The sequence below is a fragment of the Streptomyces sp. NBC_01217 genome, assembly GCF_035994185.1.
Lineage (GTDB): Bacteria > Actinomycetota > Actinomycetes > Streptomycetales > Streptomycetaceae > Streptomyces.
In genome coordinates this window covers 1,299,918-1,318,889 of sequence record NZ_CP108538.1, presented here as the reverse complement: position 1 = coordinate 1,318,889, position 18,972 = coordinate 1,299,918, and the positions used below count along the sequence as shown (strand labels likewise).

At 68.7% G+C, this 18,972-nt stretch carries 10 protein-coding genes; 7 read left to right on the top strand and 3 right to left on the bottom strand.

Annotation, left to right across the window (positions count from 1 at the left end):
- Window positions 1-41 precede the first annotated feature (41 nt).
- From OG507_RS05510 to OG507_RS05490, 5 genes are all read left to right on the top strand, one after another.
- A complete protein-coding gene (locus OG507_RS05510; RefSeq protein ID WP_327365994.1) occupies window positions 42-1,871 on the top strand; it encodes a glycoside hydrolase family 15 protein in 1,830 nt (609 codons plus the stop codon).
- A gap of 203 nt (window positions 1,872-2,074) precedes the next feature.
- Entirely contained in the window at window positions 2,075-2,521 is a 447-nt protein-coding gene (locus OG507_RS05505) for a DUF6325 family protein (RefSeq protein WP_327365993.1), read from the top strand.
- Between the two features lie 76 nt (window positions 2,522-2,597).
- A complete protein-coding gene (locus tag OG507_RS05500; protein WP_327365992.1) occupies window positions 2,598-2,885 on the top strand; it encodes an SHOCT domain-containing protein in 288 nt (95 codons plus the stop codon).
- 79 nt (window positions 2,886-2,964) lie between these two features.
- Entirely contained in the window at window positions 2,965-3,213 is a 249-nt protein-coding gene (locus OG507_RS05495; protein ID WP_327365991.1) for a DUF6011 domain-containing protein, read from the top strand.
- Between the two features lie 278 nt (window positions 3,214-3,491).
- Complete coding sequence (locus tag OG507_RS05490) at window positions 3,492-4,553, top strand: hypothetical protein (RefSeq protein ID WP_327365990.1); 1,062 nt, start codon at window positions 3,492-3,494, stop codon at window positions 4,551-4,553.
- A 96-nt stretch (window positions 4,554-4,649) separates the two neighbouring features.
- Here the strand turns inward: OG507_RS05490 and OG507_RS05485 are convergent, their stop codons facing one another.
- Window positions 4,650-13,736 (bottom strand): golvesin C-terminal-like domain-containing protein, encoded by a 9,087-nt coding sequence (locus tag OG507_RS05485; RefSeq protein ID WP_327365989.1) that lies wholly within the window; start codon window positions 13,734-13,736, stop codon window positions 4,650-4,652.
- Window positions 13,737-13,997: 261 nt separating this feature from the next.
- Here OG507_RS05485 and OG507_RS05480 point away from each other — a divergent pair, with 261 nt between their 5' ends.
- Window positions 13,998-14,522 carry a hypothetical protein gene (locus OG507_RS05480; RefSeq protein ID WP_327365988.1) on the top strand — a complete coding sequence of 175 codons (525 nt, stop codon included), beginning with the start codon at window positions 13,998-14,000 and terminating at the stop codon, window positions 14,520-14,522.
- A 46-nt stretch (window positions 14,523-14,568) separates the two neighbouring features.
- Here the strand turns inward: OG507_RS05480 and OG507_RS05475 are convergent, their stop codons facing one another.
- Both OG507_RS05475 and OG507_RS05470 read right to left on the bottom strand, forming a co-directional pair.
- Window positions 14,569-15,471 (bottom strand): acyl-CoA thioesterase, encoded by a 903-nt coding sequence (locus OG507_RS05475; protein WP_327365987.1) that lies wholly within the window; start codon window positions 15,469-15,471, stop codon window positions 14,569-14,571.
- Window positions 15,472-15,520: 49 nt separating this feature from the next.
- Complete coding sequence (locus OG507_RS05470) at window positions 15,521-18,034, bottom strand: DEAD/DEAH box helicase (RefSeq protein ID WP_327365986.1); 2,514 nt, start codon at window positions 18,032-18,034, stop codon at window positions 15,521-15,523.
- A 139-nt stretch (window positions 18,035-18,173) separates the two neighbouring features.
- Between OG507_RS05470 and OG507_RS05465 the strand changes: the two genes are divergently transcribed.
- Window positions 18,174-18,965, top strand: a complete 792-nt coding sequence (locus tag OG507_RS05465; protein WP_327365985.1) for a metal-dependent hydrolase — start codon at window positions 18,174-18,176, stop codon at window positions 18,963-18,965.
- Window positions 18,966-18,972: the final 7 nt, after the last annotated feature.

The following is an 18,972-nucleotide window of genomic DNA, read 5'->3' as shown; positions in this document are numbered from 1 at the left end:
GATAGTGGATGGGACCGGGATCTGTCTGGGATTGGATGCTCATGGACCGATACCCCCCTGTCGCCGAGCACGGGCTGGTGGGCGATCTGCAGACCGCCGCACTGGTTTCCTCGCGAGGGGTCGTCGACTGGTTCGCCGCCCCGAGGTTCGATTCCCCCAGCATCTTCGCCGCGCTGCTGGACCACGACTGCGGCGGCTTCTTCCGGTTGGCCCCCGAGGGCCCCGAGCACACCTGTAAGCAGCTCTACTACCCGGACACCGCGGTCCTGGTCACCCGCTTCATGTCGCCGGACGGGGTCGGCGAGATGCTCGACTGGATGCCGCCGGTACGCGCCGAGGCCCCCACCGACCGGCACACCCTCGTGCGGACCGTGCGTGTGGTACGCGGGACCTTGCGCTTCTCGATGGAGTGCCGGCCCCGCTTCGACTACGGCCGTGCCTCCCACACGCTCGAACCGACCCCCGGCGGAGCCGTGTTCCGGGCACCGGGCATCGCCGCACATCTGCAGACCACCTTCCCCGTGACGCGCGACGGCCAGGACGCCCTCGGTGAAGTGGTGCTGAACGTGGGGGAGTTGGCGGTGGCCGTTCTCACCGTCTGTGACGCGGACGGGCCCGCGCCACCGACGCCGACCACCGACGCCGTCACCGAACAGCTCTGGGAGGCCGTCGACTTCTGGCAGCGGTGGGTGCGCGTCTCCCGCTACCGGGGCCGCTGGTCCGACATGGTCAACCGCTCGGCCATCACCCTCAAGCTCCTCACCTACGCGCCCTCCGGCGCACCGGTCGCGGCGGCGACCATGGGCCTGCCCGAGCAGGTGGGCGGCGAACGGAACTGGGACTACCGCTACACCTGGGTCAGGGACGGCTCGCTGTCGGTCAGGGCCCTGCTCGACCTGGGGTTCGTCGACGAGGCGACCGCCTTCACCCACTGGCTCAGCGACCGGATTCACGACCGCGGGGACGCAACGGGCGAAGCCCTGAGGATCATGTACCGCGTCGACGGGGAGCCCCTGCTGACGGAGGAGATCCTGGAACACTTCGAGGGCTACCGCGGCTCGTACCCGGTACGGCTCGGCAACGCGGCCGCCGACCAGTTGCAGCTCGACATCTACGGCGAGGCCCTCTACGCCCTGTCCGAAGGACATGAGGTGGGTGTCCAGGCCGGCTACCGGGGCTGGAAGACCGTCGCCCAGACCCTGGACTGGCTCGTGGACTCCTGGGACCGGCCCGACGAGGGCATCTGGGAGACCCGCGGCGGACGCCGGGACTTCACATACAGCCGGGTGATGTGCTGGACCGCCTTCGACCGCGGCCTGCGCCTGGCGGCCCAGCTCAGCAGACCGGCCGACACCGTCCGGTGGACCAGAGCCAGGGACGCCATTCTCGAACAGGTCATGGAGCGCGGCTGGAGCGAATCGGAGCAGGCGTTCGTCCAGCACTACGACGGCGGGGTGCTGGACGCCTCGCTGCTGCTGATGCCCAGGGTGGGGTTCCTCGCCCCCATGGATCCGGGCTGGCTGGCCACGCTCGACGCCATGGACCGCACCCTGGTGTCCGACAGCCTCGTCTACCGCTACGACCCGGCCGCCTCACCGGACGGCATGCGGGGTTCCGAAGGCACGTTCAGTCTCTGCACCTTCCTGTACGTGGAAGCCCTGGCCCGCGCGGGCCGGCTCCGCAAGGCGCGCTTCACCTTCGAGAAGATGCTCACGTACGCCAACCATGTCGGCCTCTTCTCCGAGGAGATCGGTCCCAGCGGTGAGCAACTGGGCAATTTCCCCCAGGCGTTCACCCATCTCTCGCTCATCACGGCCGCGCAGACCCTGGACGAGGCGCTGGACCGGGCGGACGAGCGGGAGCGCCGCTGACGGCGACGGCAGCGACGGAGATCGGGCCGACAGCCGCCGGGCCGGCTCGGCCGGGCAGGGGACCCGCCGTCCCTCCAATGGAGCAATGGGCCCCAGCCCACCCACGTTCATGACCGAGATGCGCCGCGGCCCACCCGCTGATGGAATGGCCAGGGCCGTGGCCCCCGGCGGAACCGGGGCAGTCGAGATGCTGAGGAGCCGGCGTGAGCAGCGAGAGCGACGAGACGGGACCGATCGACTACCTGGTGGTCGAGTTCCCGGCCGGAAGCCGGATGACGGGCGAAGGAATGCCCCTGCTGGTCGACCTGGTCGACCGGGGCATCATCCGCATCCTGGATCTGTTGTTCGTCAGGAAGAACCAGGACGGAACGGTCGAGGGCGTGGAACTCTCCGAGCTGACCGGGGACGGCCAGGGCGAGCTGGCCGTGTTCGAAGGGGTCTCATCGGGCCTGCTCGGCCGGGACGACATCGACGAGGCGAGCGCGGTCCTCGAACCGGGCAGCGCCGCCGGAATCCTCGTCTACGAGAACGTGTGGGCGGGACCGTTCGCGGCCGCCCTGCGCCGCCAAGGGGGCCGCCTGGTCGCCAACGGGCGCATCCCGATCCAAGAGGTCCTGGCCTCGCTCGACGCGGCCGAGTCCAGGGTCTGAGCCGTACACGGTCTTGCCGGGCCGCCCCCGGCAGGGCCCGTCGGCCGCCCGCAGAGCCAGTCAAAGGAGATGCACCATGCCAGGCCTTCTTCGTGGCGTCGCCCGTACAGCGGTGATCGCCGGCACCGCCACCTCGGTCTCCAACCGGGTCTCCCGGCGCCAGGCGGGCCGCTGGGCGCGGCAGGACGCCGCGCAGACGCAGGCGCAGACGCGGCCCGCCCCCGCGGAACCTCCGCCGCTCGCGCCGGAGGACGAGATGAGCAACAAGATCGCGCAGCTCAAGGAGCTCGGTGACCTCAAGAACCAAGGACTGCTGAGCGACAGCGAGTTCGCGGCCCAGAAGGCCCGGATCCTCGCCTCCTGACCTGTGCGCGCGAGCAACTGCTCCGCCCCGTGCCGTTCGGAAGCCGCAGGGTGGACGGGCGTCTTGAGAAGATCGATTCGTGGAGTCCGCCGAACCCTTTGAACCCTTCTCCGAATCCGGCAGCGAGCCCCCGCCCGGGGACGGTGCCGCCGACCGGACCGCCCGCCGACAGGTGGTGCGCTGCCGCATGTGCGGCCGCCCGCTCACCGGTACGCAGTCACGCCGCACCGGCCTCGGCCCCGCCTGCGACGCCAAACTGCACCCCGCGCCCCCGGACATCCGCACCCGCCGCCACGAGGTCGAGCAGGACCCGCTCCCCGGTATCTGACCGGGCGCGGCTCGCCGCCCAGAGCTGCTGCAGGACCGATGGCACGTGCCCCTCCCCGTACGGTGAACGCATTGAGGCCGTCCCTCGCCTGCCGGAGGACTCCGTGCTTGTCGCCCACCTCCTCGCCACCGTCCCCGCGCCGCTCGATCCGGACTCCGCGGACGCTCCGGAACTGCGGATGGGACGGCCTTCGCGTAGGTGGTTGCCGGACGAACACGGAGACCCTGTCCTGTGGAACGATGCCAGGCATGCCCACCGATCCCATACATGAAGATGCCGTGCAGCACCCAGCACGTCTCGTCGCCACAGTCCCGGCTCCGCTGGGCGCTGCCGGCGCCGACGCTCCGGAGGTACTGCACTGGCCGGGCCGCAGGCTGCTCGTCCAGCACGCGGACGACGAGGTGGCCGTGGTCGACCTCGGTGAAGAAGGGGAAGCGAGGCAGGAATTCCGCTTCCCCGCGCCGTGGCCCAGACCGTTCGGCCGCGTCACGGTGTCCCCCGGGGGCGACATCGCCGTCTTCTCGGGGGTGCACGGTGTACGGGCCGTGGACCGCGGCGGTGATGTCCTGTGGGAGATCCAGCACGGCTGCTGGGCGACCGCCGTGTGCGCCTGGACCCGTGCCCCGTTCCCCGAGTACGCGGACGACCCACGCCATCATCATGCCGACCGCGGTTCCGCCGCGTTCTCCGCCGACGGCAAGCTGGTGTGGGCGCACGTCCGGCACTACTCCGACAACCGGGCGGACGAGGAGTGGCTGGTCGTGAACGCCGCCGACGGAGTGGTCCTGGGGCGGGCGAAGACCATGACCGTGGGCTCCGGCTCCCTGCACTTTCCTCATCCGAGCGCCGAGTACATGGGGCTGACCGTCGGAGAAGGAGACGACGACTCCCCGGTTCTGTGGGGTCACTGGGACGGCACCACCCTCGCCGTCGAGCGGCTCGAGGGAGAGATCTTCCAGGCGGTCAGTCCGTCCGGGCGGCACTTCCTCTGCACTGATCCCGGGCAGTGGGCCCTGTACCTCCACGAGGCCACGGACGGAACGGAGTTGCGGCAGTTGGACGCCAGGGAGGCAGTGCCTCCCGTGCCCGGGGACGACATGGCCAGGTGGGACTACGAGGGTGCGTACCCCTACGAGGAGGGTGCTGTCGTCAGCACCGAGGAATACGCCGAGGTCCCGCGTCACTGGCTGGTGAATCCCCGGAGCATGTCGGTGCGGGGCCTGGTCACCTACCCCCTGCCCGTCGCGGGCAGCCCACGTTCCGCCGGCGCCGGCATGTGGCACACGGTCGCCAAGGACAAGGCCTCGGTCCACCTGTGGTGCCTCGCCGACGAAGGCTGAGCCCGTTCCCCGCACGCGAACGCCCGGCCGGGAGTGTCCCCGGCCGGGCGTGCTCTGTGCGGCTGGTCGCGGCTTGTGGCCGAAACCCGGTGACGCCTAACGCCTCAGACGCCAGAACGTCCGGAAGTCGGTCTTGTCGGCCGCTCCCTGGAAAACCTCACCACCGAGGTTCATGGTTTTCTGAACCAGCGGCGCGCAGATGTCCGAGCAGACATTCTTGGACGCACCGCCATAGAGGACCTCGTAGTCCGGGTTCTTCTGCAGCCAGCTGAAGACGGCTTCCTCGGCGTGCTCGAAGGCGGGCTTGCCCTTCTTGGTCAGCCTGCCGGGAACCAGCGCACCGTCGACGAACTCCTCGCCCTTGCCGAGGGTCAGGAGGTTGCTCTTCTGCCCGGAACTCATCGCCACCTTGTTGATGACGTCGGTGGTGCCTTTCTTCCGGACGCCGATGACCGCCACGGTCACCATGCTCTCCTTGAAGAAGTGGAGCTGACCGGCGAGTTCCTCGGCGCGCTTCTGCGCCGCAATGGCTTCGTCCTTGTAGCCACAGTTGTGGACAAGGACTGCTGTGCTCCCCTTGCCCACGTAGTAGGTGTGGACGCCCTCGACGGAGAGGTTGTAGACACGAGCTGAACGATGGGCCGTATCGATCGCACTGATCTGGACCCAGGTACCGGCCGAGGTCTGCAGCCACATACCCGGCTTCAGCGCACTTGCCTCGACCCACTTGCCGAAGTCGGGCAGCCAGTACAGGTGCGCCGCCGTCGACGTCAGCTTGAACGGCTTGGCCTTGCCGTCCTTGCCGACGGTCAGGGTGACGAGGTCCTTCTCGCCCTCGTGGTTACGGGTGTTGGTGACGTACCGGGACTGCGTCTGCCCGGTCTCCGGATCGGTGGCGACGACCTGGTCGCCGACCTTCATCTTCTCGATGTCGCGGACCGTGCCGTCCGCGAGGACGACCTTGGTGCCGGGCACGAAGCTGTTCACCTTGCAGGTGGACGCCTCCGGCTTGTCCGGCGACTTCGTCGTCGGCGCGTCGGGGGTGTCCACCTTGCGTGCGTCGGCCGCGGTGTTGGCGGCCTTGCGGGCGTCGTTGGCCGAATCGACCGCGTCGAGGCCCTTCTTGGCGTATTTTCCGGCCTTGACGGCCGAGGCGCCATAGCCGATCAGCGGGATCGCCGAGGTCAGTGACAGTGCGGCGTCGGCATAGTTTCCCTCGGCCGCGTACCAGATGCCGTTGGCGACGTCGGCGACCTCACCGACGACGGGAACCAGGCCGACCACGTCGAGCGCCGCGTGGCCGATGTCCGACAGGGACATACCGAACAGGTGCCCGTCGAGCTCGACGAAACTGATCGGATTGCCGCCGGCGAACGCGTACCGGTTGCCGGTGAACGGGTCGGTGGCGAGCGACATGTCGGCGAAGGCACCGCTGTAGGAGTCCCGGGTCAGGAAGCGGTTCAGGCCCGGGTCGTAGTTGCGGAATCCCATGTCGTACGTGCCCGAAGCGCCGTCCCAGCGCGAGGAGTTGAAGCGGAAGGAGTTGTAGTCCTCCTGCGCCGCGCCCCCGCCGGGCTTGTCCGCGCCGGTCATCTGGGACTCGTCGGCACTGCCGTAGGCGGTGTATCCGTACGTGGAGCGGGTGCTGCCGTTCTCCTTCGTGATCGCCTCGATGTCGCCACGCGGACTCGTGACGTACTGCGAGTACTCCTTGCTCCCGTCCTCCTTGTGCTTGATCTGGGTGGCCCGCCGGCCGCCGCCGATGTACTGGTAGTCCTTGTCCGCCTTGCCGTCGACCGTCTCCCGCAGGAGCGTGCTGTCCAGGCCGAGGTAGGTGAACGCCGTGGTCTTGCCCTGGTCGCCGGAGGTGGTCTGGGAGACCGTCCGGTCGAACGGGTCGTGGACGTACGACGTGGTCACCGCGGTGGCACCGACGCCCTGGCGGACCTTCGCCTCACGGTCGAAGCCGTCGTAGTAGTGCTTCTCGACGCTCTGGCCACCGGTACTGACGGTGTCGAGCCGGCCCAGCGGGTCGTAGTTGTAGGTGGACGTGACACCGTTCGCACTGGCGGAGAGCAGCCGGTTGCGGTCGTAGCGCTGGGTGGTGGTGGTGCCATCGAGCTTCTGCGACACGATGTTGCTGTTGCGGTCGTACGTGTACGACTCGGTGGACGGGTCGTCGCCGCTCTTGGCGACCGTGGTGATCCGGTCCTGAGGGTCGTAGTCGAAGGTGTACGTGTTGTTGATGTGGGCCGAGTTGTCGTCGGCGTTCATCAGCTTCAGCGTGTCCTTGGAGCGGTGCCCGTTGGGCGAGTACTCCAGGTCGTGCTGCGCGACCACGGCGTTGCCCGACGTCTTCTCAAGGGACTGCCTTACCGCCCCGTCGAGGTAGTACTGCATGCCGAGGGTGTTGCCGTTGGGCTTGGTCTGCTTCAGGAGCTGACCACGCCCGGTGTAGGTCATCGAGGTGATCTGCTGATTGCCCGCGGTGGCGGAATCCGCGTTGGTCACCCTCTTGACCAGGTCGCGCTCGTCGTACTCGATCTTCGTCCAGGTCAGGTCGTGCGTGGACGTGACGGCGTGACCGTTCTCGTCGTACGTCAGCGCGGTGGTGTTCTTCACCGTGCCGCCGGCGACTTCCTCGACCTTCGAGATGTGGTTGAGACCGTCGTACGCGATTCTGTACGTGTCGATCTTCGCGTCCGACGAATGGTCCTGGACCTCGACCATGTTGCCGTTGGCGTTGTACCGGTAGGTGAAGTCCTTCTTCTCGTTGTCCGTGTCACCGGAGTTCGAGCGGACCAGCTTCACCGCGTCCGCGAGGACCGTGCCGTTCGCCTGATCGGTGAGGGTGACCTTCTGCGGGCCGTCCTCGACGAACGCGTAGGACCCCAGGGAGACCCAGGTGCCGGTGTTCGTGGTCTCGTCGATGGTCTTGGTGGTGCTGCCGCCGTCGTGGTCGACCTTGAACTTGGCGTCCGACGCGGCACCCGTCATCTTCGGATACCGGACGAACACCTCGTAGGAGCCGTCCTGCGGGATGTTCAGCTGCCACGACAGCGAGGAGCTGCCCGTGCCCGCGGGGTGCGAGTACGTGTCGTAGCCGTACTGCTGCTCGGCCTGAGTCCGCGTCCAGTTGCCCAGCGTCGCGGTGTTGTTGAAGTCCGAGCTGTCGACCACGACGACCTGCTTGCCGACGGGTACACCATCGTCCGAGCGGGCCTTCTGGTTGCCCGACGGGTAGTAGTCCCAGGTCATGGTGCGCTGCTGGGAGCCGCCCGCGGAGGTCAGCGTCGTCCTGGTCTGCTGGCCGAGCTTGTTGTACTCGTAGGCCGTGGTGATGTCCCACGGGTCCTTCGACGTCCTGGCCCAGCCGTTGTCGTAGTACGTGTACTCGGTGTCGTTGCGGACCGTCTGACCGTCCGACGGCGGCGCCGACACCGATTTCAGATTGCCGACGGAGTCGTAGGTGTAGAAGGTCGAATCGGGCGACGTGTACTGACTGTCGTCCTTGTCGAAGGGGGACCGCTCCTCCTTCACCCGGTTCAGCTCGTCGTAGACCGTCTCCGAGGCGAAGTCGGTGTCGTCGTCGGTGGTGGCGACGCCGCGCGGAGTGATCGTCCTGGTCCGGTTGCCGGCCTGGTCGTACTCGAACCTGGTGGTGCGGTGGGTGATGTTGCCGGAGGACTCCGACACCGGCACCCGCGACTCCACGAGAGCGCCGCGCTCGTCGTATGTCGCCAGCGACTCGTTGCCCTCCGCGTCGGTCTGCCCGGTCTGGAGGCCGTCCTTGTCGTAGCGGACCGAAGTGGCCCACTCCAGCGCGTCGATCGTGCGCTTCACCCGGTGGTTGAGGTCGTACTCGTAGCGGGTGGTGTAGTCGTCCGGGTTCGCGGTGGCGTTCTTGCGACCGTCCACCACCTTGACGACGTTGCCGACGCTGTCGAACTCCACCGAGGCCTTGTTGCCGTTGGCGTCCACCATTTCGACGGCCTGGTAGATGGCGTCGTACCGGGTCGTGGCGGTGAAGTCGCCCTCGGTGGCCGTCAGGTTGCCCTGCGGTCCGGTGGCCGAGACGAGATTGCCGACCTTGTCGTACGTCGATGTGGTCCGGCGCGTCGGCCCGGTGGCCTCGTCCGGCGGATCCACCGATTCCACGCGCTGGTCGGCCTTGTCGAACACCGCCGTGGTCTCTGTCCCGTTGGGAGCGAGGGCCTTGGTGATGTTGTCGTTGGCGTCGTAAATCGGTGCGGGAGTGACGATGAAGTCCCCCGCCGCCTTGTCCTTCGGCTCTCGCTTCTCCAGCGGACGGCCGTAGGCGTCATAGGTCTGGGTGACCTCGGCGCCCTGGGCGTTGGTGACCGTGGTGACGTTGCCGCGCTCGTCGTACGCGAAGTGCGAGTCGTTCTCGGCCGCGTCGGTGATGGTCGTCGGGAAGCCGGTCGGGCCGAACCCGCTGTACAGGGTGGCGTGCCCATTGGCGTCGGTCGACTTGGCGACCTGACCGTACGAGTCGTACTCGGTGCGGGAGGTGTAGTCGCCGTCGACGCCCGTCGTCGCGACGCCCTTCGGGTCGGTGACCGAGGTCAGGTTGCCCAGCAGGTCGTACCCGAACCGGTAGGTGCGCCCCTCAGGGGACTTCTTCTCGAAGATATCGGCGATGTGGCCGTCGAGACCGTAGGAGTAGGTGAAGGTCTGTGCCGCGGTGCCGTTCTTGTTGGCCTCGGCATCCTTCTGCTCCAGCGGGTAGCCGGTGACCGTGTCGTACTTCCAGGTCGTGACCGCCCCGTTTGCCTCCTCCAGACGCGTCACGTTGTTGTCGGTGTCCCAGGCCAGCTTCGTGGTCTCGGACTTGGCGTCGGTCATCTCGGTGGACCGGCCGTAGCCGTCCATCGAGTACTTCGTCGCATGGCCTTCGGCGTCGGTCACCTCGGTATCGACGACCGAGCCCGCCGTGCCGTCCGGGTCGGCGTAGACGTAACCGGTGGTGCCGCCGAGCCGGTCAGTGATGGTCTGCGTGTTCCAGTGGAACTTCGGGTCGTCGCCCTCGCTCGGGTAGTAGTAGTCGAGCGAGGTCGGGTTCCCGCGCGGGTCGGTGACCTTGACCAGCTTGACGTTCTTGTTGCCCTGTTCGGCGTCGTAGTCGAAGCGGAACACCTTGGGCTGTGTGCTGCCCGCACCGTCGGTGAGGGTGGTGAGCAGACCCTCGTCGGAGTAGTCGAAGGTGACCGTCCGCCCGGAGATGTCCGTCATCGACTTCACATGGTCGATGATCTTGGGCTTGTTGGTGTCGGCCTTCGTCCAGTACGTGACGGTGAGCGACTGCCGCTGCGTCGGGTCCTCGATGTAGGTGAGGAACTTGACCGGCTTGTTGTTGGATTTACGCTCGGCGTACGTGTACGACTGCGTGTTGCCGTTCTTGTCGACGACCGACGTCAGATAGCCGTCGCAGTCGAAGAAGAACTGGGCACGGTCCGGGCGGGTCAGCGACCAGGCGCGCGGGTCGCCGTCCTTGTCCGGGGTGCAGTCCGCGCCCGCGCCCTGCCGCAGCAGATAGTGCACGCCCGCCGGGGCCCGCCAACTGCCGTCGCCCTGCTTGCGGAAGACGTGCGCGGTGCCGTCCCCGTCGGGCAGCGTCACCTCGGTCGGGTTCGGGTTGGGATGGAAGTCGAGCGCGGCGCCCATCCGCAGCGGCATCGCGGCCTGCGCGGACCAGCCTGCGCCGAGCACCGTGTCGGAGGTGTCCTGCGAGTTGTAGGCGAACCGCACGAATGTGGCGAGGCCGCGGCCCGGGTTGTTGAACGCGTTGTACTGCCAGACCGTGTTGCCCGCGTACAGGTTCGTCATCAGCGACGAGCCCGCGCCCGTGTTCTTGCCGGCGTAGGAGAGGAAGTCCTCCATGCCGAGCTGGTTGGACGTCGGGTCCTCGGTGCGGACGTTCTGTGCCAGCGGCGCGATGTTCTCGGTGGCGGACAGCCACGTGCCGTCCGCGGTGTTCCTGAGGTCCCACTTCAGGACGTACTCAAGGCGCTTGTTGCCCGAGTCCGAGTTGATCGGCGCCTGCAGTTTCGCCGGGACGGTGATCGAGTCGCCCGGCAGCACCTCGTGGGCGAGCGCCGTCTGAAGCTGGTTGCCGCCGGTGGTGGCGTCCGTGCCGTCGGGCAGCGACCAGGTGTACGACAACGCGCGCTGGCCCGCGGGCCAGGTGCTGGCGGTGGTGTTGTTGAGGGTGACGTCGACCGTGTACTCGTCGCCGGGGATCATCCGCGCCGGGGTGTAGGGCGCGAAGTACGTGCTCTCCGTCGACTTGTCGAGATAGGTGATGACCAACTGCGGCCGCAGTTGGGGCTCTTCGGCCTCGGACGACAGGAACAGGGTCCGCTCCTGAGGACCGCTCGCCGACTCGTCGCGCAACCGGACCGCCACGCCGTGGTTCTTGGCGGGGTCGGACACCCAGCTCTGCGCGAGCGAGGTGAGCGACCAGCTCTGGCGCGCCGGGTCGTTGGTGACGGTGGCGACGGTGTCGGAGGCGACGGCGTCCATGTCACCGCCCGCCGTGCTCCACGAGGTGGTCGCGTCCGCCTTGTTCCAGGTGGCGGCGGGCTCGTTGAAGTCCCGGGTCAGACCGCGGGCTTCATAGATCGCACCCGGTGTACCGGTCGTCGTGGTGAAGCCCCACATGTGCAGGTCGGCGTCGAGCACCCGGGCGTTCGCGGGGATGTCACCGACACCGGGGAAGCCGACCAGGGCGCGGGTCGTGCCGTACGTGGTCGAGTTGTTGCCCACGGACAGCCAGGGCCGGGCGATGCCCGACTCGGAGATGGTGTCGTGCCCTGTGGCCGGCTCGGCGGACGACAGCGTGGTGTCGCTCTGCCCGCTCTGCAGCACCACGGTCGTGCGCCCCGCCTTGGGCAGCCGCACCAACTGCGTGGTGGACGGCAGTACGCGCCCGTCGCGGGTCTTGACCGCGACCATGTAGTAGTAGGCGTTGCCGAGCGGATCGGCGGAGTCCGCCGGGGTCGGCGTGGCGGTGCTGTCGGTGAAGTCCCGGGTGTCCTTGGCCACCGGCGAGACCAGCGTCTGTGACGACGGCGTGAAGTGCTGGAACACGCTGCGGTGGACCTGGTACTCGACGATGTCGTCGCCGGTGGCGGTCGACGACGGGTCGGTGTACGCGGGCCAGCTCAGCTCGGCGCCCGTGGAGTGGACGACGCGCGGGGCGTCGGCGTCGACGCCCTGGATGCCGTAGGTGAGCACCAGCTTGGGGTAGTTGGCGACCTCGCCCTTGTACGCGTACTCGGAGGCCTCGTAGCGCGGGCCGCCCTTGGGCCCGGTCGAGGACTCGTCGGCCGCCTTCACGACGAAGCCGTTGTTGGTGTACGTCCCGTCCAGCCACTGCTGGACCGTCTTGGTCACCGCGAAGCTGTGCCAGGAGTTGGACTCGTCGGCCTTCTTGGTGACCACACCGCCCTTGGTGAAGCGGACGGCGTCCGCGAGGACGGTGGTGGCCGTCGACGCGGGACCGTCCCCGAGGACGACCTGGCCAGTGGTTCCCGCCTTGAACGGGTGGCTGCCCAGTGTCTTCCAGACCTCGGCGCTGCCCGCCTGCTGGTTGACCGTGTACGCCTTGGTGCCGCCGTTGTACGTCACCGTGTACGGGGCGTTCGTGGCGCGGTCGGAGGCCGGGACGTAGTGCACGTCGACCTGGTAGCTGCCGTCCTCGGGAAGGCTGGGCTGCCAGGTGTAGGTGTCGCCGGCGGTGGCGTCCTTGTTGTAGCGGTAGTCCTGGCCGACCGCGTACTGCGTGTACGCGGTGTTGGTCGAGGTCGGCCAGGCGCCCCAGGCCGCGGTGGTGCCCGAGTCGCCGTCGTCGACCAGGACGGAGGTGCCGGACAGCTCACCGGTGATGTTCTGGGCGTTGTTCCAGGTCGCGCCAGTCTCGGTCCAGGCGGCGGTGGCGCGGTGCGCCTCCAGCTCGACCTCTTCGGAGCCGGTGGTGTGCGTCTGGTCGTAGTAGAGCTTGAGGTCGGCCGAGTCCAGCTTGGTGCCGGCGGGTATGCCGGACAGGCCGAACCGCAGCAGTGCCCTGCTGCTGCCGGTGGTGGTGTTGCCGACGGAGAGCCGCCAGCTGCCGTCGTAGTTCGCCGAGGCGTCGTCCGAGGAGATCATGACGTCCTCGGACTGCGACGGCGTGGGCGCGATGGTGATGGTCGGGTCGACCGTCACCGGGTACGTGCGCGCGGAGGCGGCGAGCCACTTGGCGTCGGGGCGCAGGCTGACGGCGTAGGAGCCGTCCTTGCCGGTGAGCCGCTGTTGCACCGCGTCGGAGGACGAAGTCCCGTACGGTGAGCTGCTGTTCGGTTTGGCATCCGTCATGAACGGCGCGGGGATGACGAGCTCGGGCCGGTCGGCCCCGGCGCTCTCGCTGTACAGCGAGATGCTGCCGTTCTTCTCCGACTCGGCGCTCAGGCCGTGGGTGGTGAGCGCGAAGTCGAACGAGGGAGCGCGGCTGCCCCGCGGCCGCTCGCGCAGGACGATGCCTTCCTTCACGCTGCCGTTGCCGACGGTGTACGTGAGGTCGACGCCCTTGCCGAAGGCGTCCCGGTAGGTGACGGTGTTGCCGTCCACGTGCGGGGTCAGCTTCTTCGCGTCCACACCCTTGAGGCCCAGGGTGACCCAGTGGCCGCGGTCCAGCTCGAAGCGGACCAGCTCGCCGGGGCGCGAACCGAAGTAACTGCGGGTGAGGTTGGTGGTGTTGGCCTTGTCGAAGCCCTTGCGGTCGGTGTCCCGGACCGTGGTGTCGATGGCCTTCCACGTCCGGTCCCCGCCCTGACCCGTGGCGTACGAGTCGGGTACGGAGGAGACCTCGGACTGCACCCTTCCGTCGGAAAGCTGCCAGTAGCGGGCCTGGGGGGTCCTGCGCCCCGTGAGCTCCTTGACGCGCTTGGGCTTGGCGGTGGCCCTGCCCTCGGCGAGCCGCTCGTTGCGGGGCACGTCGGTGTCTGGAAGCCCGGGCGGGCTCGCCCTCTCCTCCCCGTCGCCCTCGAAGAGGCTCTTGAGACCGTCGGTGAGCCGCCCGGTGTCGGGTGGCTGTGCGAACGCGGGTGTCATGGGCGCGAGAGTGGCGATGAACGCCAGCGTCACACTCGTGGCCAGGAGCCTTGCGGCTCTCGGTCTGTGCATCGGTTCCCCTTCGCGAAGCGGCTAAAGCCCAACCGCCGGACGGTAGTTGGCGAAGAGACTGTCTACAGCGGTGCGGCCTGCACATGTCAACCGAACGGATCATTCGCTCCACCCGCTTGAAATGGGTTGAAATCGGCGGGTGATGAGTCGTTTGATGCCCATCTGCCGTACATGGCCCGCCACTTGACACAGGCTGGCCCGCCGCTCTTGGATCTGGGGCGTCACGTCGGTGTTCGGGCCGCGCCCAGGGGGAGAGATTTCATGAGCAGTAGCACCCGGGAAGTGCACAAGCCCCTGGCGGAGCCCGGGGGACCTGGGCCGGACGGGTCCGACGCTTCCGGGGCGGGCGTGGCCGGATTCCGTCGCCTGGGCTCCGGCCGCGCCGGAGTGATCGCGGCCGCAGTGGCGCTGGCCCTGTGCGGCGGCGGGTTCGCCCTCTACGGCATCCTGGGTGGCGACGACGAGAAGCCGCGCCGGAGCGTGCCGACCGCTTCGGTGACGTACGAGGTGACCGGCGAGGGGCGAGTCGATCTCAGCTATCAGGGGGCGAGCGAGAACGGCAGGGCCAGGACGGTCTCCGGCGCCCGGCTGCCCTGGCGCACCACGGTCCAGATCCCGCTGGGGCAGGACCCGGTCGTCAGCATCACCCTCGGCGAGCACGGCAGTCGCGCCACCTGCACCCTCGCCATCAGCGGGCGCCACGTCCAGAGCGCCACGGCTGACGGCGGGTTCGGCCGGGCCACCTGCTCGGGAACGCTTCCCTCACCCCGGCCGACCGACGGCTGAAGCGAGAGTGCTGCCGCACCCCGGGGGCGCGGCAGCCGTCAGGGGTTCAGGGGCGAGGCGCCACGGAGTCCGTATGGCCTGCGGCATACGGACGGAACAGCCCCTCCTGCACCACGGACACCAGCAGATTGCCCGCGCGGTCGTAGATCCGGCCGCGCGCCAGCCCGCGTCCGCCCGTCGCGATCGGCGACTCCTGGTCGTAGAGGAACCACTCGTCCGCCCGGAACGGCCGGTGGAACCACATCGCGTGGTCCAGCGACGCCATGTCGAAACCGCGCGGGCCCCACAGCGGCTCCACCGGGATGCGGACCGCGTCGAGCAGCGTCATGTCACTGGCGTACGTCAGCGCACAGGTGTGCACCAGCGGGTCGTCGCCCAGCGGGCCGACCGCACGCATCCAGACCGCGCTTCGCGGGTCCGCGCCCTTCGTCTCCTCCTGCGTCCAGCGCAGCCGGTCCACGTACCGGATGTCGAAGGGCTGCCGGCGGGCCATCCGCTCCAGCGCCTCCGGAAGCGCCCCGAGGTGCTCACGCACCTCCTCGGCGACGGTCGGCAGCTCCTCGGGGTCCGGGACCTCGCGGGCGGGCGGCAGCTGGTGCTCGAAGCCCGCCTCCTCCGGCCGGTGGAAGGAGGCCGTCAGACTGAAGATCGTCCGGCCCTGCTGCACGGCCGTGACCCGGCGGGTGGTGAACGACCGGCCGTCCCGGATGCGCTCGACGTCGTAGACGATCGGCACACCCGGACGCCCCGGACGCAGGAAGTAGGCGTGCAGCGAATGCACCGGCCGCTCCCCGTCGGTGGTACGGCCCGCCGCCACCAGCGCCTGTCCGGCGACCTGCCCGCCGAAGACCCGCTGCAGTGACTCCTGGGGGCTGCGCCCGCGGAAGATGTTGACCTCGATCCGCTCCAGGTCGAGCAGATCGACCAGGCGCTCGGCGGGGTTCGTCATGCGTTTCGTCTCCACTCTCGCAGCGGCGCCGCCGCCCTGGCGTACGCGCTCACAGCTGACCGACGGAGGTGACGCGGACGACCGCCCGGCCCTCCTCGTCCGAGGCCGCCAGATCGATCTCGGCGCTGATGCCCCAGTCGTGGTCGCCGTTCGGGTCGGCGAACGTCTGCCGCACCCGCCACAGACCGTGCGCGGGGTCCTCGTCGATCTTCAGCAGCTTCGGCCCGCGGGCGTCCGGACCGGTGCCCAGATCCTCGTACTCGTCCCAGTAGGCGTCCATCGCATCGCCCCACGCGTCCTCGCCCCAGCCCGCGTCGCCGTCCAGCTCGCCGAGGTCGCCGACCCTGTCCAGCGCGGCCAGCTCCACCCGGCGGAACATCGCGTTGCGCACCAGTACCCGGAAGGCGCGGGCGTTGGCCGTGACCGGCTTGACCTCGTCGGCCCGCTCCTGCGCCTCCTCGGCGGTCTCCACCTCCGGGTTGGCGAGCTGCTCCCACTCGTCGAGGAGACTGGAGTCCACCTGCCGGACCATCTCACCGAGCCAGGCGATCAGGTCCTGAAGATCCTCGGACTTGATGTCGTCCGGAATGGTGTGCTCCAGAGCCTTGTACGCACTCGCGAGATAGCGCAGCACGATGCCCTCGGTGCGGGCCAGCTCGTAGTTGGAGGTGAACTCCGTGAACGTCATGGCGCGCTCGAACATGTCGCGGATCACGGACTTCGGCGACACCGGGTGGTCACCCACCCACGGGTGGCTCCTGCGGTACACGTCGTACGCGTGCCACAGCAGCTCGCTCAGCGGCTTCGGGTACGTGACCTCCTGGAGCAGCTCCATGCGCTCCTCGTACTCGACGCCGTCCGCCTTCATCTGCCCGACCGCCTCGCCGCGCGCCTTGTTCTGCTGGGCGGCCAGGATCTGCCGCGGATCGTCGAGCGTCGACTCGACGACAGAGACCATGTCCAGCGCGTACGAGGGGGACTCGGGGTCCAGCAGGTCGAACGCGGCCAACGCGAAGGTGGACAGCGGCTGGTTGAGCGCGAAGTCCTGCTGGAGATCGACGGTGAGCCGGACGATACGGCCCTCCGCGTCCGGCTCGTCGAGCTGCTCCACGACACCGCCGTCCAGCAGCGAGCGGTAGATCGCGATGGCCCGGCGGATGTGACGCAGCTGGGCCCTGCGCGGCTCGTGGTTGTCCTCCAGCAGATGCCGCATCGCCTCGAAGGCGTTGCCGGGGCGCGCGATCACGGACAGCAGCATCGTGTGCGTGACCCGGAAACGGGAGGTCAGCGGCTCCGGATCGGACTGGATCAGCTTGTCGAAGGTGGTCTCCGACCAGGCGACGAAGCCCTCGGGGGCCTTCTTGCGGACCACCTTGCGCTTCTTCTTCGGGTCGTCGCCCGCCTTCTTGACGGCCTTCTCGTTCTCGATGACGTGCTCGGGCGCCTGCGCCACGACGAAGCCCGCCGTGTCGAATCCGGCCCGGCCCGCACGCCCCGCGATCTGGTGGAACTCACGGGCGCGCAACGTACGCACGCGAGTGCCGTCGTACTTGGTGAGTGCCGTGAACAGCACGGTGCGGATGGGCACGTTGACGCCGACGCCGAGGGTGTCCGTACCGCAGATCACCTTCAGCAGACCCGCCTGGGCGAGCTTCTCCACCAGGCGCCGGTACTTCGGCAGCATGCCTGCGTGGTGCACCCCGATGCCGTGGCGCACATAGCGGGAGAGGTTCTGGCCGAACTTGGTGGTGAAGCGGAAGTTGCCGATCAGATCGGCGATCTTCTCCTTCTCCTCCTTGGTGCACATGTTGATGCTCATCAGCGACTGCGCCCGCTCGACGGCCGCGGCCTGGGTGAAGTGCACGATGTAGACCGGCGACTGCCTGGTCTCCAGGAGCTCGGTGAGGGTCTCGGTGATCGGGGTCAGCCGGTACTCGTAGCTGAGCGGCACCGGCCTGGTCGCGGAACGCACCACGGAGGTGGGGCGGCCGGTGCGGCGGGTCAGGTCCCCCTCGAACATCTTGACGTCACCGAGCGTGGCCGACATCAGGATGAACTGGGCCTGCGGCAGCTCCAGGAGCGGGATCTGCCAGGCCCAGCCCCGGTCCTGCTCCGCATAGAAGTGGAACTCGTCCATCACGACCTGACCGATGTCGGCGTACTTCCCGTCGCGCAGCGCGATGGAGGCCAGCACCTCGGCCGTGCAGCAGATCACCGGGGCGTCGGCGTTGACCGAGGCGTCACCGGTGAGCATGCCGACGTTCTCCGTACCGAACAGCTTGCACAGGTCGAAGAACTTCTCCGAGACCAGCGCCTTGATCGGCGCGGTGTAGAAGGTGACCTTGTCCTGGGCCAGCGCGGTGAAGTGCGCGGCCGCCGCGACCAGGCTCTTTCCGGAGCCGGTCGGGGTGGAAAGGATCACGTTCGCGCCGGAGACCACCTCGATCAGCGCCTCCTCCTGGGCAGGGTAGAGGGAGATGCCCTGGGTCTCGGTCCATGACGAGAAGGCCTCGAAGAGGGCGTCCGGGTCGGCGGTCGGGGGCAGCTGATCGATAAGGGTCACGCCCCCCATCTTGCCTGCCTTCCGCCCGGATGAGGGAACCGGAGGACCGTGCGAAGATCACGGACGATACGCTGCCCACTCAACTCGGCCGCATCGCAACGGCGATGGCGGCCGCACGATCTTTGGGGGCGGAAGAACCATGATGGGACCGGCACACTCTCTGTCAGGGGCGGCGGCCTGGCTGGGGGTGGGCGCGGCGGCGGCCGCCGCCGGCCACACGATGCCGTGGCCCGTGCTCGTCGTCGGCGCGCTGATCACCGCCGGAGCCGCGCTCGCCCCGGACCTCGACCACAAGTCCGCGACCATCTCGCGCGCCTTCGGTCCGGTCTCCCGGGGGCTCTGCGAGATCGTCGACAAGCTCTCGTACGCCGTCTACAAGGCGACCCGGGGCTCCGGGGACCCGCGCAGGAACGGCGGCCACCGGACCCTGACCCACACCTGGCTGTGGGCGGTCCTGATCGGCGCCGGGGCCTCCGCCGCGGCGATCACCGGGGGCCGGTGGGCGGTCCTCGCGATTCTCTTCGTCCACCTCGTGCTCGCCGTCGAGGGACTGCTGTGGCGGGCCGCCCGGATGTCCAGCGACGTCCTGGTCTGGCTGCTCGGCGCGACCAGTGCCTGGATCCTTGCGGGCGTCCTGGACAAGCCGGGCAACGGCTCGGACTGGCTCTTCAGCGCGCCCGGCCAGGAGTACCTCTGGCTCGGGCTGCCGATCGTCCTCGGCGCCCTCGTCCATGACATCGGCGACGCGCTGACCGTCTCCGGCTGCCCGATCCTGTGGCCCATCCCGCTGGGCCGCAAGCGCTGGTACCCGATCGGGCCGCCGAAGGCCATGCGGTTCCGGGCCGGCAGCTGGGTGGAGCTGAAGGTGCTGATGCCGGCGTTCATGGTGCTCGGGGGAGTGGGCGGGGCGGCGGCCCTGAACTTCATCTGACCGCCGC